The following is a 15187-nucleotide window of genomic DNA, read 5'->3' on the forward strand; positions in this document are numbered from 1 at the left end:
GCCCCGGTCGGTCGACGTCAGCCGGCGAGGGCCGCCGTCAGGTCGGTGATCATCTGGTTCCAGGTCGACACGGGGTCGGCGCCGCTGATGATCTGCGACTCGGCCGCGTTCCAGAAGTCCCAGACCTTGCCCATCTCGGGGATCGACGGCATCGGCACGCCGTTCTTCGACGAGGCGACGAAGCCCGCGATGATCGGGTCGGAGGAGACCTCCTCGGCGAGGCTGGTCCACGCGGGGATGCGCGGGTCGGCCTCGTAGAGGGCGCGCTGGGCGTCCTCGGTGCCGAGGTAGTTCACCAGGAACTCCTGGGCGAGCAGCTTGTTCTTCGACTGCGAGCTCAGGTAGAAGCCCTGCACGCCGACGAACGGGGCCGCATCCTGGCCGCCGGCCGAGGGGATGGGGTTCACGACGACGTTGACGTCCGGGAAGGCGCTGATCGCCCACGGGCCCTGGATCGTGTAGGGCACCTTGCCCTCGTTGAACAGGGTGTTGTTCGTGTCGTAGTCGATCGTGGTCGACAGGATGCCGGTGCCGTTCGCGCCGTTCGCGCCGAGCCACGAGGCGAAGGCCTCGCCGGCCGCGCCGCCCATGCCGACCTCGTTGGTGTACGAGCCGGTCTCGTCCTGTACGAAGACGGGCGCCCCGAACGAGGTCTGGAAGCCGTACATCGTGTAGCCGTCGCCGGTCTCGCCGTTGGTGTTGATGACGAAGGGGCGCTCGGTGCCGGCCGCGGTGCCGCGGGCGATCAGGTCGTCCCAGGTCGCGGGCGCCTCGGTGCCCACGAGGTCGACGTTCTGGATGAGCGCGATCGTCTCGAGCGAGTACGGGAGGGCGTAGAGCTGGCCGTCGTAGGTCATCGCCTCGAGCGCGACGGGCTCGAAGGACGAGGCCTTGTCGCCGAGGTCGATCGTGTCGACGACACCGGCGGTGACGAGGGCGCCGAGCCAGTCGTGGGCGCCGACGGTGATGTCGGGGCCCTCACCGGTGGGGACCTGGGCGATGAAGTCGGCGCGGAGGTCCTCGAAGTTCTTCTGCACGAGGGTCACGGTCGCGCCGGTCTCCTCCTCGAACTTCTCGGCGGCGGCGGTGATGGCGGCCTCGCGCTCGGCGTCGGTCCAGATGACGATCTCGCCGGCCGCGGGGGCGTCGTCGTCCTCGCTCGGCGTGCCGGAGCAGCCCGCGAGGGCGAGCGCGGACACGGCGGCGATGGCGCCGAGTCCGATGAGCTTGCTGCGCATTCTCTTTTCCTTTCGGAACGGTGGCCGCAGAGGCGGGCGCAGGACAGCGCCGCCTCGTCGCGACCGGGGTGGGACCCGGGGCAGGTGGCCCCGGGAGTGATTCAGGCGGTACCTCCCAGGGGATCGCGCGGGGTGCGCACGACGGCGACGGTGCCGCCGGGGAGTTCGAGGACGCCCTCGACGGGCGTGTCGGTCAGAAGCTCCCGACCGGATGCGGCGAGCTGCGCCGCGGTGTCGCGGTGGTTGATCGCGATGAGGTAGTCGGCGTCGGGGCCGCGGCGGGTGACCAGCTCGACCCCGTCCGGCTGCCCGGCGGGCGCGAGCCCGGCATCCGCGTACACCTCGGCCATGACGGCCGCGAGGCCGTCGGCGTCGAGGCGGGTGCTGAGGTACCAGGCGGCACCGGCGCCGTGGACGTTGCGGGTGATCGCGGCGCCGTTCTCGCCCGGGCCGTCGCGGTGCACGCCGAGCACCTCGGCGGTCGTCACGCGCAGGTCCTCCTGCCACGCGTCGGCGGCGAGCTCGCGTCCGCGCCACCGGACGGTGGTGGTGACCCCTTCGCGCAGGGGCAGGAACTCCTCCACCTTCACGCCCAGCACCTCGGCGAGCGGGGCGCCGAATCCGCCCGCGTGCACGGCGTCGTTCTCGTCGACGATGCCGGAGAAGAAGGAGACGAGCAGGGTGCCGCCCTGCTCGACGTAGCGGGTGAGGTTCGCGCCGCCCTCCGCCGTGAGCAGGTACTGCGCCGGGGCGACGACGAGCGCGTAGCGCGAGAGGTCGTGCGTCGGCAGCGCGAAGTCCACCGTGATGCCGTCGCGCCAGAGCCGCTCGTAGAAGGCGCGCACCCGCTCCTTGTGGTCGAGCTCGACCGAGGGGCGCCACTCGAGGTCCTGCGCCCAGAACGACTCGAAGTCCCAGAGCAGGGCGACGTCCGCGCGCACCCGGCTGCCCTGCAGCTCGCCGAGGCGGCCGAGCTTCGCGCCGAGGTCGACGACCTCCCGCCACAGCCGCGAGTCGGTGCCGGCGTGCGGGATCATCGCCGAGTGGAACTTCTCCGCGCCGGAGCGCGAGGCGCGCCACTGGAAGAACAGCACGGCATCCGCCCCGCGCCCGAGGTGCGCGAGCGAGTTGCGGGCCATCTCGCCGGCGCGCTTGGCGACGTTGCGCGGCTGCCAGTTGACGGCGCTCGTGGAGTGCTCCATGAGGATCCACGGGTCACCCCCGCCGACCGAGCGCGAGAGGTCGGAGGCGATCGCCAGCCCGATCTCGTTCTCGGTGTCGGCCGCCCACGGGTAGGAGTCGTCCGCGACGATGTCGACGACCTCGCCCCACTTCCACAGGTCGGTCGTCCAGGACTGGTTGGCCATGAAGTTGGTCGTGATGGGCTGCGCGGCGTGCGCCCGGATGGCGTCGCGCTCGGCCAGGAAGCACTGGCGCAGCTGGTGGTCGGTGAAGCGCGCGAAGTCGAGCCGCTGCGCGGGGTTGACGACGGAGGCGGCGGCGGCGGGCACGCCGACGTGCTCCCAGGAGCCGTAGCGCTGGCCCCAGAAGGCGGTGCCCCAGGCCCGGTTGAGGCCGTCGAGGTCGCCGTAGCGCTCCTCGAGCCAGCGGCGGAAGGCGACCGCCGACTGCTCGGAGTAGTCCTCGCCGACGGGCACGCCGTACTCGTTGTGCACGTGCCACATGACGACGGCGGGGTGCTCGGCGTAGCGCTTCGCGAGCTCGGTGGCGATGCGCACGCTCGCCGCACGGTAGGCGGGCGACGACGGGGAGGCCATGCCGCGCGATCCGAAGCCCTGCACGACACCGTTGCGGTCGACGACCCGCGCATCGGGGTGCTTCGCGAAGAACCAGGCGGGCGGGGATGCCGTGGGGGTGCCGAGGTCGACGCGGATGCCGCCCGCGTGCAGCAGCTCGAGCAGCTCGTCGAGCCAGCCGAAGTCGAACACGCCCTCCTCGGTCTCGAGGAGCGCCCAGGAGAAGATGCCGACGGAGACGAGGGTGACGCCCGCTTCCCGCATGAGGGCGACGTCTTCGCGCCACGTCTCGCGGGGCCACTGCTCGGGGTTGTAGTCGCCTCCGTAGGCGATCCCCTCGAGGGGCCAGGCGTTCTGGTTCACGTAACACTCCATCGGGTCGGAAATCTGTGACCGGTCCCAGTTGAACATGGCCCACTCCGGTTCCGCGACCCGGGATGCCCATCGTTATTCATCTGTGACCGGTCCCAGTACGGGGGGTGCGGGTATAGAGTTCCCCTCGTGGACGACACGACGGCGCAGCGGCGCAAGCCGACCATCCGCGACGTCGCCGCCGCCGCCGGCGTCTCGCGCGGCACCGTCTCCCGCGTCATCAACGGCGGCCACTGGGTGTCACCGGACGCGCGCGTCGCCGTCGAGGACGCCATCCGCGAGACCGGGTTCACCATCAACCACGCGGCCCGCAGCCTCGCCACCGGCAGGGCCGGCTCGCTCGCGTTCCTGCTCACCGAGCCGCAGCACCTGCTCTTCGCCGACCCGACCTTCGCGCTCCTGCTGCGCGGAGCGGCAGAGGCCCTCACCCAGCGCCAGATGACGCTCGTGCTCCTCGTCGCCGGCACCGAGGCCGAGCGCGCGAACGTCGAGCACTTCGTGCGCGCCGGCCACGTCGACGGCGTGCTGCTCATCTCCTCCCACGAGGCCGACCCGCTGCTCGAGCGACTCGTCGCGGCGGGCGTTCCCACCGTCAGCTGCGGCCTGCCCCTCGGCCACCAGGGCGAGGTCGCCACCGTGTCGGTCGACGAGCAGCGTTCCGCCCGCATCATGACCCGGCACCTGCTCGATCGCGGTCACCGCCGGATCGCCATGATCGCGGGCCCCGGCGACACCCCCGGCGGCAAGTACCGTCTCGTCGGCTTCCGGGAGGAGCTCGGCGCCGCCTTCGACCCCGCGCTCGTCGAGGAGGGCGACTACTCGCAGGAGTCCGGCACTGCGGCGATGACCCGCCTGCTCGCCACGGGTGCCGAGTTCGACGCGGTCTTCGCGGCATCCGATCTCATGGCGGCCGGCGCCATCGCGGCGCTGCGCAAGGCGGGCCTGCGCGTGCCCGAGGACGTCGCCGTCGCCGGCTTCGACGACTCCGGGCTCGCCGCCACCCACGAGCCGCCGCTCACCACCATGCGCCAGCCGTGGGAGCTCATCTCGGAGTCGATGGTGCAGCTGCTGCTCGACGTGATCGCGGGTGGTCCGCAGCGCGAGATCGTGCTGCCGACCACCCTCGTCGTGCGCGAGAGCGCCTGAGGCGGGGCCTCAGACCCGCACGAGCATCTTGCCGGTGTTGGCGCCGCGCATCATGTCGAGGAACGCGTCGACGGTGTTGTCGATGCCGTCGACGATCGTCTCGTCGTAGGCGATGCGCCCCGAGCCGAACCACTCCGTCATCCGCGCCGCGAACTCGGGGGCGAGGTCGAGGTGGGCGGCGAGGGTGAAGCCGCGCAGGGTGAGGGCGCGCGTGATGATGTTCGCCAGGTTGTCGGCCCCGGGCGCCTTCTCGGTCGTGTTGTAGCCGGCGATCGCGCCGCACAGCGCGAGGCGGCCGCCGTCGTTCATGACGTCGAGCGCGGCCTCGAGGTGGTCGCCGCCGACGTTGTCGAAGAACACGTCGACGCCCTCGGGGGCGAGCGCCGCGAGCTGCTCGCGCACGGGACCCGCGCGGTAGTCGAACGCGGCGTCGTAGCCGTACTTCTCGGTGAGCAGGGCGACCTTCTCGGGGGTGCCCGCCGAGCCGATGACGCGCCCGGCTCCCAGCAGCTTGGCGATCTGGCCGACGGCGGTGCCGACCGCGCCGGCCGCGCCCGACACGAACACGGTGTCGCCCTCCTTCAGCTGCCCGATGCGGGTGAGCCCCACGTAGGCGGTGAGGCCCGTCATGCCGAGGATGTGCAGCTGCAACGAGAGCGGCACGCCCGGGAGCTCGGGCACGGCGCGGAAGGTCGCGGCGGGCGCCTGGATGACATCCGCCCAGCCGTGCTGGTGCAGCACGACGGCGCCGACCGGCAGGCCCTCATCCGCCGAGGCGACGACGCGGCCGATCGCGCCGCCCGTGATGCGGTCGCCGAGCGCGTAGGGCGCGACGTAGCTGCGCACGTCGTTCATGCGGCCGCGCATGTAGGGGTCGACGGAGACGAACTCGTTGCGCACGCGCACCTCGCCGGGGGCGGGGGCCGCGTACTCGACGGTGACGGTGCGGAAGTCGTCGTGCGTGGGCCAGCCGCTCGGGCGGGCGGCGAGCTGGATCTGGGTGCTGGTCGCGGTGCTCATGGCGTGTTCTCCGTTCAGAGCGCGAGGGCGAGGACGAGGACGATCACGGCGAGCAGCGGCAGCGTGCCCTGGGTGATCGCGGCACGGCGCTTGTCGGGCGAGGTGACGAGCAGCACGAGGGCCGCGGCGAGCATCGAGCCGACGCCTGCGAACACGAGGGCCGCGCCGACCGCAAGCTGGCCGATCGCGAGCGCGACGATGCCGACGATCGCGACGATCGCGAGGAACAGGTTGTAGAAGCCCTGGTTGAACGCCATCTCCTTGGTGGCGGTCGCCTCGGTCTCGCTCAGCCCGAAGGTCGCGCGGGTGCGGGGGCTCGTCCAGGTGACGGACTCCATGATGAAGATGTAGACGTGCAGCAGCGCCGCGAGGGCGGCGAGCACGGATGCCGCGATGATCACGACCTCCTCCTTCCCCCGGTTTCCCGGGACGCTTTGTGTAATACTTGTTTCACAATAGCACGTTATGGACCGTCTGTTGCAGAAAGGACGATCGTGGGACGCACGCAGGGCTTCGACACGGCCGCCGTGGTGCGCGCCGCGCGCGACGTGTTCTGGGCGACCGGCTTCGAGAACGCCTCGGTTCCCGAGCTCGAGGCCGCCACCGGACTCAACCGCTCGAGCATCTACCACGCCTTCGGCTCCAAGCGGGGGCTCTTCGACGCGGCGATCGACAGCTACCTCAACGAGGTCGTGCGCCCGCGGCTGCGCCCCCTCCAGGCCGAGCAGGTCGCGCCGACCGCGCTCGACGAGTACCTCGCCGGGCTCGACGCCGCACTCCGCGCCCGCGGCTCCACGATCGCCGACGACGGCTGCCTGCTCATCAACACGGCATCCGCGCCGATCGCGCAGGACGACGCCGTGCGCCAGGCGATCGTCGACTACCGCGCCGAGATGTTCGCGGCGATCCGCCGCGGGCTCGCGGCTCGGCACCCCGAGCGCACGGAGGCCCAGCTCGACAGCTCGGCCCGCGCGGTGAGCGCCCTCGTCATCTCGGCACTCGCCCTCACACGGGCCGACCCGGCATCCGCCCTCGACAACCTCGGAACCGCCCGCGAACTCGCCGCCTGAGGCTCCTCAGCCTCCAACGTCAAAATTTGATTCAGTTTGACTTTCGTTTGATGTTCGTCCGAGAAGCGCGGATCAGGCGGGGGCCATGTCGGCGAAGCGGGAGTTGGCGCCCTGGAAGGCGACCGTGACGGTGCCGGTGGGGCCGTTGCGGTGCTTGGCGATGATGAGGTCGGCCTCGCCCGGGCGCGAGGACTCCTTCTCGTAGGCCGACTCGCGGTGCAGCAGGATCACCATGTCGGCATCCTGCTCGAGCGAGCCCGACTCGCGCAGGTCGGAGAGCGCCGGCTTCTTGTCGACACGCTGCTCGGGGCCGCGGTTGAGCTGCGAGAGCGCGATGACCGGCACCTGCAGCTCCTTGGCGAGCAGCTTGAGCGCGCGCGAGAACTCTGAGACCTCCTGCTGGCGGCTCTCGACGCGCTTGCCGGAGGTCATGAGCTGCAGGTAGTCGATGACGATGAGCTTGAGGCCCACCTTCTGCTTGAGCCTGCGGCACTTGGCGCGGATCTCGACGAGCGTCATGTTGGGGCTGTCGTCGATGTAGAGGGGGGCGTCGGCGATGCGCCCGCGGGTGGAGGCGAGGGTGGTCCAGTCCTCGCTGCGCACGGTTCCCTTGCGCATCGACTGCAGGAACACGTTCGACTCGGCCGAGAGCAGGCGCATGGCGATCTCGGAGCGGCCCATCTCGAGCGAGAAGAAGATCGCCGGCATGTCGTGCTGGATGGCTGCGGCGCGCGCGAAGTCGAGCGCGAGCGTCGACTTTCCGAGGGCGGGGCGCGCGGCGATGATGATGAGCTGCCCGGGGTGCAGGCCGTTGGTGAGCGAGTCGAGCTCGGTGAAGCCGGTCGGCACACCCGTCATCTGCCCGCCGCGGCCGGATGCCAGCTCGATCTCCTCGGAGGCCGCGTTCATCGCCTCGACGAGGGGCACGTAGTCCTCGGCCTCGACGCCGCCCGCGACGCCGTAGATCTCGGCCTGCGCGTTGTTGACGAGGTCGGTGACCTCGCCCTCGCTCGCGTAGCCCATCTGCACGATGCGGGTGCCCGCCTCGACGAGCCGGCGCAGCACCGCCTTCTCGGCGACGATGGAGGCGTAGAAGCCGGCGTTCGCCGCCGTCGGCACGACACCCGTGAGGGTGTGCAGGTACTCGGGGCCGCCGGCCCGCTGCAGCTCGCCCGTCTTGGTGAGCTCGTCGGTGACCGCGATGACGTCGGTCGGCTCGCCGTGCGAGTAGAGCGACAGGATCGCGTCGAAGATCACCTCGTGCTTCGGGATGTAGAAGTCGACCCCGCGCACCGTCTCGAGCACGTCGGCCACGGCGTCCTTGCTGAGCAGCATGCCGCCGATGGCGCTCTGCTCGGCGAGGAGGTCGTGCGGAGGCGTGCGCTCCCCCTGTCGGCCGTCGCGCGGACGATCGGCCTCGGGGGCCAGACCCAGGTGGGCGATGGACACGCTGCTCCCTTCCGAGGTCGAAACTACGTGCCGCCTCGGACACCGAGAGCAGGCGCACCGCACTGTCGCGAACTGCTCGGTGGCGGTGGGGGCGCCGTATCCCGAAGGCGCCGGATGCCAAGCTAGGCACACCCCGCACGCGGTTCAAACCACCCTGTGGATAACTATGTGGACTCACGGCGGGAAACGCCGGGGGCTGTGTGCACAAGGTGTGGAATCCGCGGTGGACAACTCGACTGATTTCCGCCCGATCATGGTGCTGATCAGGAGTTATACATCACACACCCTGTGTGTAGAAACATGTCTACAGTGCCGGTTTAAGCTTGCGGGTTTCCTCAGCCCGGTGTGGAGAAACGCTTGACACGAACCCCGGAAAAGCACTAGCGGCGCACCCCCGAAGGGGCGCGCCGCCAGGTGTTCTCCGCGGACTACTTGGCCGCGACGACCTCCAGCTGGAGGGCGGCGACCACGTCTTCGCGCAGACGCACGCTCGCCTCGTGGCGGCCGGTCGCCTTGACCGGCGCCGCGAGCTCGATGTTCTGCTTGTCGATCGAGCCGAGACCGGCGGCCTCGACCGCGGCGACGATGTCGGCGGTCTTGACCGAGCCGAACAGACGGCCCTCGCGGCCCGCCTTCACGCTCAGCTTGATCGGCGCGGCCTCGAGCTTCGCCTTCAGGTCCTGGGCCTCTTCGAGGGTGGCCAGCTCACGAGCGGCACGCGCCGCCTTGATCTGGTCGACCTGCTTCTCGCCGCCGCGGCTCCAGGCCACGGCGAAACCCTGCGGGATGAGGTAGTTGCGGGCGTAGCCGTTCTTGACCTCGACGACGTCACCGGCGGAACCGAGGCCGGTGACCTCGGAGGTGAGGATGAGCTTCGACATGTCGATCTCCTTAACGGCCCGAGCCCGCGTACGGGAGGAGCGCCATCTCGCGCGCGTTCTTCACGGCGCGGGCGATGAGGCGCTGCTCCTGCACGGAGACACCGGTGATGCGACGGGCGCGGATCTTGCCGCGCTCCGAGACGAACTTGCGGAGGGTGGCGACATCCTTGTAGTCGATGATGCCGACCTTGATCGCCTTCGCGGGGGCGGCGTTCTTGCCGCCCTTCGCGACGCGCTTGCGGCGGTCCTGGCCGCCGCTGCTCTTTCCAGCCATGGCTGTCTTCTTTCAGGTATGGGTTCCGATGCCGCGAGGCGTCAGAACGGGGTCTCGTCGGAGTAGGAGCCGGGCGTGTTCCACACATCGCCCGCGTCGGAGGAGGGACCGGAGCTCGCCCACGGCTCGTCGGCGACGGCGCCCTGCGAGCGGCCACCGCCTCCCGAACCGGAGGATGCGCGGGTCACCTGGGCGGTCGCGTACCGCAGGCTCGGGCCGATCTCGTCGACCTCGAGCTCGATGGCGGTGCGCTTCTCGCCCTCCTTGGTCTCGTAGGAGCGCTGCTTGAGGCGACCGGTCGCGACGACGCGGCTGCCCTTCGTCAGCGAGCCGGCGACGTGCTCGGCGAACTCACGCCAGCAGGACGCGCGGAGGAACAGGGCCTCGCCGTCCTTCCAGTCGTTGCTCGCCCGGTCGAAGGTGCGCGGCGTGGACGCGATCGTGAAGTTCGCGACCGCGAGGCCGGACTGCGTGTAGCGCAGCTCCGGGTCCGCCGTGAGGTTGCCCACGACCGTGATGATCGTCTCGCCGGCCATGGCCTACTCGGCGTCCTTCTCGGCAGCCGCCTTCGCGGCCGGCTTCTCGGCGGGCGCCTTGGCTGCCTTGCGGGCAGCCTTCTTCGCCTCGGACTCGGCGTGCTTGTCGGCACGGGCCACGGCCTCCTCCGCGCGGAGCACCTTGGTGCGCAGCACGGCCTCCGACAGCTTCAGCTGACGGTCGAGCTCGAGGGTGGCCTCGCTCGTGGCGGTGAAGTTGACGACGGCGTAGATGCCCTCGGCCTTCTTCTTGATCTCGTACGCCAGGCGGCGACGACCCCAGATGTCGACGTTCTCGATGGTGCCACCGTCGTTGCGGATGACGCCGAGGAACTTGTCCAGGCTGGGTGCGACGGTGCGCTCATCGATCTCGGGATCGAGAATCACCATCAACTCGTACTGATGCGTCATTGACCCACCTCCTTCGGACTAGAACGGCTGCAGGATGTCTGCAGCAGGAGGGTTGAATGCATCGTGCTCACGCGCGCAGGCGCGCGGGCAACCTGGCTATCTTACACGGGTGGGCGCGCAGCCCACCACTCGCGCAGCCGGGCCTCCGCCGCCTCGGGGCCGAGCGGCCCCTCGTCGAGTCGCAGCTCGAGCAGGTGGCGGTAGGCCTCGCCCACCTCGGGGCCGGGACGGATGCCGAGGATCGCCATGATCTGCTCCCCGTCGAGGTCGGGACGGAGGGCGGCGAGCTCCTCCTCCTCCGCGAGCACGGCGATCCGCTCCTCGAGCTCGTCGTAGGCGCGCTGCAGCCGGGCCGCCTTGCGCTGGTTGCGGGTCGTCACATCCGCGCGGGACAGGATGTGCAGCCGCTCGAGCTGCTCGCCCGCGTCGCGCACGTAGCGGCGCACCGCCGCATCCGTCCAGGAGGTGTCGGCATAGCCGAAGAAGCGCAGGTGCAGGCGGATGAGGGTCGCGACCGCCTTGATCGTGTCGCCGTCGAAGCGCAGCTCGCGCAGGCGCTTGGTGGCGAGCTTCGCCCCGAGCACGTCGTGGTGGTGGAAGCTCACGGCGCCGCCCGGCTCGATCCTGCGGGTCGCCGGCTTGCCGATGTCGTGCAGCAGCACCGCGAGCCGCAGCACGAGGTCGGGCGCGTGCCCCCGCGAGCGCTCGAGCGCGATCGCCTGCGTGAGGGCGGTGAGCGAGTGCTCGTAGACGTCCTTGTGGTGGGCGTGCTCGTCGATCTCGAGCCGCAGCGCCGGCAACTCGGGCAGCACGTGCTCGGCGAGCCCCGTCTCGACGAGCACCCGCAGCCCCGGCACCGGGTCGGGCGCGAGCAGCAGCTTCGACAGCTCCTCGCCCACCCGCTCGGCCGAGACGATGTCGATGCGCCCGGCCATCGCCTCGATCGCGGATGCCGTCGCCGGCTCGAGCGCGAACCCGAGCTGCGCCGTGAATCGGGCGCCGCGCAGCATCCGCAGCGGGTCGTCGCCGAACGACACCTCCGGCTCGATGGGCGTGCGCAGCCTCCGCGCGAGCAGGTCGTCGAGCCCGCCGGAGGGGTCGACGAGCACCTTCTCGGGCAGCCGCAGCGCCATCGCGTTGACGGTGAAGTCGCGGCGCAGCAGGTCACCCTCGAGCGAGTCGCCGAACGCCACGACGGGCTTGCGGGTGGTGCCGTCGTACACGTCGGAGCGGTAGGTGGTGAGCTCGACCGTGAGCTCGCCGAGCCGGGCGCCGATCGTGCCGAAGGCGCGCCCGATGTCCCAGTGGGTGTCGGCGATCGGCGCGATCACCGCGAGGATCTCGTCGGGCGTCGCCGAGGTCGCGAAGTCGAGGTCGTGCGCGTCGCGGCCGAGGAAGGCATCCCGCACGGGGCCGCCCACGAGCGCGAGCTCGTGCCCGGCATCCGCGAACCGCTCCGCGAGCGCCCGGATGCGGGGGGAGTCGGCCAGCGCCTGGAGACGCTCGACCGCGGCCGCAACGGGTTGCATAGCCGTCGAGTCTAGACTTCACAGCATGTCGGCCGTGTCGTTCGGAAGCGCCCCGCTGTGCCGTTGACGACCCGCCGCGCCTGGCGCGCGCTGGCATCCGGGCTGCTCGCCGCGGCGGTGCTGGCGGTCGTCGCGAGCCCCGTCGCCGCCGATCCGGAGCCCGAGCAGACGCCCACGACGCGCACCGCGAGCGTCGCCACCGTCACCCCCGGCGTCGGCCCGCTGTCGATCGCCGTCATCATGCCGATCGTCGTGCCGCCGGAGCCCACCGGCCTCATCCCCGCCGAGGACCTCGCCCGCTACACGGCGTCGTTCGGCCTGCTCACCCGCCAGCTCGACGCGGTGCAGGGCTCGACGGTGACCCTCGCCGTCGACCCGATGGTGTTCGCGTCGATCCGCGTGCTCGGCAGCTCGGCCCCCGAGTCGGCGATCGCGTGGCTCGCCCGCCTCGAGGCCCTCGACGCCGAGGTGTTCACCCTCGCCTACGCGGACGCCGACGTCGCGGCCGCAGCCCGCACCGACACCCTCGACGTGCTCCAGCCGAGCGGCTTCGGCTTCGCACTCGACCCGGCCGACTTCACCCCGGTCGAGACCGCGAGCCCGAGCCCCACGCCCTCGCCCGAGCCGACGGCCCCCGTCGACCCGGATGCCGCCCCGCCGTTCCCGAGCACGGAGGACGTGCTCGCGTGGTCGAGCACCCTGCCCACGATCGCCTGGCCGGGCGCGTCGGGCATCGGACCGGATCAGCTCGCGCCCCTCGCGGCCGCCGGCTACGAGGACGTGCTGGTCTCCGACGAGTCGGTGGGCGCGCCCTCCACCCCGCTCGTGACGCTCGACGGCATCCAGGGCATCGTCACCGACACCGGTCTGTCGAGCCTGCTCGGCGACGCCGCCGGTGCCGTGACGGAGGCCGAGCTCACGAGCGCCCTCGAGGCGCTGCGCGCCGAGCTCGCGGCGGACGCGACGGAGACCCCGGGACGCGGGATCGTGCTCACCCTCGGCCGCGTCTGGCCGTACACGATGTCGTCGCTGCCCGAGGCGCTCACCGCGATCAACGCCGCCGCGTCCTCCCAGCTCGTGCCGCTGTCCGAGATCCTCGCCACCACGCCGTCGTCCGCAACCCTCGCCGAGGCCGCCGACGAGACCGAGCGCGACGCCGCGTTCACCGACGCCGCATCCGACGCCGCCGCCGAGCTCCAGTTCTCGTCGGTGCTCGCCGACCCGACGGTGCTGCTCGACCCGCGCCGACTCGAGCGGATCGCGCTGTACGGCCTCGGCTGGTCCTCCGACGCGAGCGGCTGGACGGATGCCGTCACCGCCTTCCACGAGCGCTCGCAGGAGATCACGAACTCCATCCGCCTCGAACGCGGCAGCGATGTGCTGCAGCTGGCCCGCAACACCGAGTTCCGGGTGTCGGTCAGCAACGCCCTCGAGTTCCCGGTGACGGTGCGCGTCAGCATCGACCCGAAGAGCCCCATCCTGCAGGTGGCCGAGCCCGTCGACCTCACGGTCGAGCCGGGCGCCACCGGCACCGCGTACCTCAAGGTCGAGGCGGTCGCCAACGGCGAGGTGCTCGTGCAGACCGATGTGCACAGCCCCACCGGGGTGCCGCTCGACACGGGCTTCGTGCGCGTCACGGTGCAGGCCGAGTGGGAGGGCATCGGCACCCTCGTCGTCATCCTGCTGCTCGTGGCGGTGTTCGGCGCCGGCATCGTGCGCCTCGTGCTGCGGCGGCGCAAGGAGCGGCGGGCCGCGGCCGAGGCACCGCTCGAGGACGCGGATGTCTGACCCGGCCGTCGACGACGGCACCATCCGGCGGGCGAGCACCACCATCGCCGCGGGAACGCTCGTCTCCCGCGTGCTCGGCTTCGTGAACCTCGCCGTGCTCGCCTGGGTGCTCGGCCAGCAGAACCCCGGCGTCAACGCCTTCGCACTCGCCAACACGATCCCCTCCAACCTGTTCGCGCTCGTCGCGGGCGGCCTCACGAGCGCCGTGCTCGTGCCGCAGATCGTGCGGGCGGCGCGGGATGCCGACGGCGGGCAGGCGTTCGTCAACAAGCTGCTGACGCTCGGCGTCACGGCGTGCCTCGCGATCGCGGTGCTCGTGACGCTCGCGGCCCCGCTGCTGATCCCCCTGTATGCGGTGCAGGGCGTGGGCACGGTGTTCGACGCCGACGCGATGGCGCTCGCCACGGCGTTCGCCTACTGGTGCCTGCCGCAGGTGTTCTTCTACGCGGTGTACGCGCTGCTCGGCGAGGCGCTCAACGCCCGCCAGGTGTTCGGCCCGTACACCTGGGCGCCGGTGCTCAACAACGTCATCCTGATCGGCTCGCTCGCGCTGTTCGCGGCCCTGTTCGGCATCGACCCGGCCCACCAGGACCCGGCGAGCTGGACCCCCGCGCAGATCGCCCTGCTCGGCGGTGGCGCCACCCTCGGCATCGCCGCGCAGTGCCTCGTGCTCACCCTGTTCTGGCGGCGTACGGGCCTGCGGTTCCGGCCCGACTTCCACTGGAAGGGGGTGGGCCTGCGCGCCACCGGCAAGGCGGCCGGCTGGATGTTCGGGATGATCGTGGTGACGCAGCTGACGATCGTGCTGCAGACACGTGTGGCGTCCCTTGCCGGCCCGCAGGACGCGTCGGTCGCCGTGCTCAACACGGCCTGGCTGCTGTTCATGCTGCCGCACTCGATCCTCGCCCTGTCGATCGCGACCCCCTACTTCACGCGGATGAGCGCGCACGCGAGCGCCGGGGATGTCAGGTCGGTGCGCGACGACCTGTCGAGCTCGCTGCGGGTCATCGTCATGCTCGTCACGGGTGCCGGTGCGGCCATCGGCGCCGCCGCGATCCCCTTCGGCGCGTTCTTCGGGCGCACCCCCGCGGAGGTGGTGGGCATCAGCTCGGTGCTCATCGCCTACCTGATCGGGCTCGTGCCGTTCTCGGCGATGTTCGTGCTGCAGCGCGGCTTCTTCGCGCTCGGCGACACCCGCACGCCGTTCCTCATCAAGGTGCTGCAGGGGGTCACGGTGAGCCTCGCCCTGCTCGCCGTCGCGCTGCTCGCGCCGAAGCCGCAGGTGGCGGTGGGCGTCGCGCTCGCCACCACGATCGCGAGCACCGTGCAGGCGCTCGTGCTCGCCCTCGTGCTGCGCCACCGCATCCACGGGCTCGACGCGCGCCGCGTGCTCGTGCGCACGGCCCTCTTCTTCGCCGCCGCGGTGCCGGCGATCGGCGCCGGCGTGGGCGTGCTCGCCCTGCTCGGCGGCTTCTCCCGCGGCTTCGCCGTCGCCAACACGGGAACGGCCTTCGTCTCGGTCGCCCTCGTCGGCGCCACCGTGCTCGCCGTCTACTTCGCGCTCCTGCTCCTCGTGCGCGTGCCCGAGCTGCAGGCCGGCCTCACCCCCCTGCGCCGCCTCCTCCGCCGCACCTGACGCCCGCCGGCCGCCCCCGCCGCTCGTTGAGTGCCACGCGTAGCGGCCACCCCCCTCCCGCTGGTTGAGTGCCGCCGCGC

At 71.4% G+C, this 15187-nt stretch carries 14 protein-coding genes; 4 read left to right on the forward strand and 10 right to left on the reverse strand.

Going from position 1 to position 15187, the window contains the following annotated elements; all coding sequences use genetic code 11:
* Positions 1 to 17 precede the first annotated feature (17 nt).
* On the reverse strand, positions 18 to 1238 hold the full coding sequence (locus D7I47_RS05740) for a sugar ABC transporter substrate-binding protein (protein WP_120762157.1): 1221 nt from the start codon (positions 1236 to 1238) through the stop codon (positions 18 to 20).
* 101 nt (positions 1239 to 1339) lie between these two features.
* Positions 1340 to 3370, reverse strand: coding sequence for a beta-galactosidase (locus tag D7I47_RS05745; RefSeq protein WP_193726462.1), 2031 nt, complete (start codon positions 3368 to 3370; stop codon positions 1340 to 1342).
* 126 nt (positions 3371 to 3496) lie between these two features.
* Between D7I47_RS05745 and D7I47_RS05750 the strand changes: the two genes are divergently transcribed.
* Entirely contained in the window at positions 3497 to 4513 is a 1017-nt protein-coding gene (locus D7I47_RS05750) for a LacI family DNA-binding transcriptional regulator (protein ID WP_120762159.1), read from the forward strand.
* A 9-nt stretch (positions 4514 to 4522) separates the two neighbouring features.
* Here D7I47_RS05750 and D7I47_RS05755 read toward each other — a convergent pair whose 3' ends face one another.
* Complete coding sequence (locus D7I47_RS05755; protein ID WP_120762160.1) at positions 4523 to 5533, reverse strand: NADP-dependent oxidoreductase; 1011 nt, start codon at positions 5531 to 5533, stop codon at positions 4523 to 4525.
* Positions 5534 to 5547: 14 nt separating this feature from the next.
* The gene (locus tag D7I47_RS05760; RefSeq protein WP_120762161.1) at positions 5548 to 5934 is read right to left on the reverse strand and encodes a DUF1304 domain-containing protein; all 387 of its coding nucleotides are present in this window, start codon (positions 5932 to 5934) and stop codon (positions 5548 to 5550) included.
* 93 nt (positions 5935 to 6027) lie between these two features.
* On the opposite strand from D7I47_RS05760, the gene D7I47_RS05765 reads away from it, so the two are divergent.
* The gene (locus D7I47_RS05765) at positions 6028 to 6603 is read left to right on the forward strand and encodes a TetR/AcrR family transcriptional regulator (protein WP_120762162.1); all 576 of its coding nucleotides are present in this window, start codon (positions 6028 to 6030) and stop codon (positions 6601 to 6603) included.
* Between the two features lie 72 nt (positions 6604 to 6675).
* Here the strand turns inward: D7I47_RS05765 and dnaB are convergent, their stop codons facing one another.
* From dnaB to D7I47_RS05795, 6 genes are all read right to left on the reverse strand, one after another.
* Positions 6676 to 8052 carry a replicative DNA helicase gene (gene dnaB / locus D7I47_RS05770; RefSeq protein ID WP_120762163.1) on the reverse strand — a complete coding sequence of 459 codons (1377 nt, stop codon included), beginning with the start codon at positions 8050 to 8052 and terminating at the stop codon, positions 6676 to 6678.
* 428 nt (positions 8053 to 8480) lie between these two features.
* The gene (gene rplI, locus D7I47_RS05775) at positions 8481 to 8933 is read right to left on the reverse strand and encodes a 50S ribosomal protein L9 (protein ID WP_120762164.1); all 453 of its coding nucleotides are present in this window, start codon (positions 8931 to 8933) and stop codon (positions 8481 to 8483) included.
* Positions 8934 to 8943: 10 nt separating this feature from the next.
* Complete coding sequence (gene rpsR, locus D7I47_RS05780; protein WP_120762165.1) at positions 8944 to 9207, reverse strand: 30S ribosomal protein S18; 264 nt, start codon at positions 9205 to 9207, stop codon at positions 8944 to 8946.
* 41 nt (positions 9208 to 9248) lie between these two features.
* Positions 9249 to 9743, reverse strand: a complete 495-nt coding sequence (locus D7I47_RS05785) for a single-stranded DNA-binding protein (protein WP_120762166.1) — start codon at positions 9741 to 9743, stop codon at positions 9249 to 9251.
* Positions 9744 to 9746: 3 nt separating this feature from the next.
* Entirely contained in the window at positions 9747 to 10154 is a 408-nt protein-coding gene (gene rpsF / locus D7I47_RS05790; RefSeq protein ID WP_120762167.1) for a 30S ribosomal protein S6, read from the reverse strand.
* 101 nt (positions 10155 to 10255) lie between these two features.
* Entirely contained in the window at positions 10256 to 11683 is a 1428-nt protein-coding gene (locus tag D7I47_RS05795; protein WP_120762168.1) for a CCA tRNA nucleotidyltransferase, read from the reverse strand.
* A 57-nt stretch (positions 11684 to 11740) separates the two neighbouring features.
* On the opposite strand from D7I47_RS05795, the gene D7I47_RS14735 reads away from it, so the two are divergent.
* Together D7I47_RS14735 and murJ are read left to right on the forward strand one after the other, a co-directional pair.
* On the forward strand, positions 11741 to 13471 hold the full coding sequence (locus D7I47_RS14735) for a DUF6049 family protein (protein ID WP_157981645.1): 1731 nt from the start codon (positions 11741 to 11743) through the stop codon (positions 13469 to 13471).
* On the forward strand, positions 13464 to 15107 hold the full coding sequence (gene murJ, locus D7I47_RS05800) for a murein biosynthesis integral membrane protein MurJ (protein ID WP_157981646.1): 1644 nt from the start codon (positions 13464 to 13466) through the stop codon (positions 15105 to 15107). The genes D7I47_RS14735 and murJ overlap by 8 nt, the downstream gene beginning before the upstream one ends.
* The last annotated feature ends 80 nt before the right edge of the window (positions 15108 to 15187 follow it).

The organism is Protaetiibacter intestinalis (genome assembly GCF_003627075.1).
Taxonomy (GTDB): Bacteria; Actinomycetota; Actinomycetes; order Actinomycetales; family Microbacteriaceae; genus Homoserinibacter; species Homoserinibacter intestinalis.

Bases quoted from the DNA above. Each gene is read 5' to 3' on its own strand.
- D7I47_RS05740 (WP_120762157.1), bottom strand. From the start codon at position 1,238: ATGCGCAGCAAGCTCATCGGACTCGGCGCCATCGCCGCCGTGTCCGCG.
- D7I47_RS05745 (WP_193726462.1), bottom strand. From the start codon at position 3,370: ATGGAGTGTTACGTGAACCAGAACGCCTGGCCCCTCGAGGGGATCGCC.
- D7I47_RS05755 (WP_120762160.1), bottom strand. From the start codon at position 5,533: ATGAGCACCGCGACCAGCACCCAGATCCAGCTCGCCGCCCGCCCGAGC.
- rplI (WP_120762164.1), bottom strand. From the start codon at position 8,933: ATGTCGAAGCTCATCCTCACCTCCGAGGTCACCGGCCTCGGTTCCGCC.
- rpsR (WP_120762165.1), bottom strand. From the start codon at position 9,207: ATGGCTGGAAAGAGCAGCGGCGGCCAGGACCGCCGCAAGCGCGTCGCG.
- D7I47_RS05785 (WP_120762166.1), bottom strand. From the start codon at position 9,743: ATGGCCGGCGAGACGATCATCACGGTCGTGGGCAACCTCACGGCGGAC.
- rpsF (WP_120762167.1), bottom strand. From the start codon at position 10,154: ATGACGCATCAGTACGAGTTGATGGTGATTCTCGATCCCGAGATCGAT.
- D7I47_RS05795 (WP_120762168.1), bottom strand. From the start codon at position 11,683: ATGCAACCCGTTGCGGCCGCGGTCGAGCGTCTCCAGGCGCTGGCCGAC.
- murJ (WP_157981646.1), top strand. From the start codon at position 13,464: ATGTCTGACCCGGCCGTCGACGACGGCACCATCCGGCGGGCGAGCACC.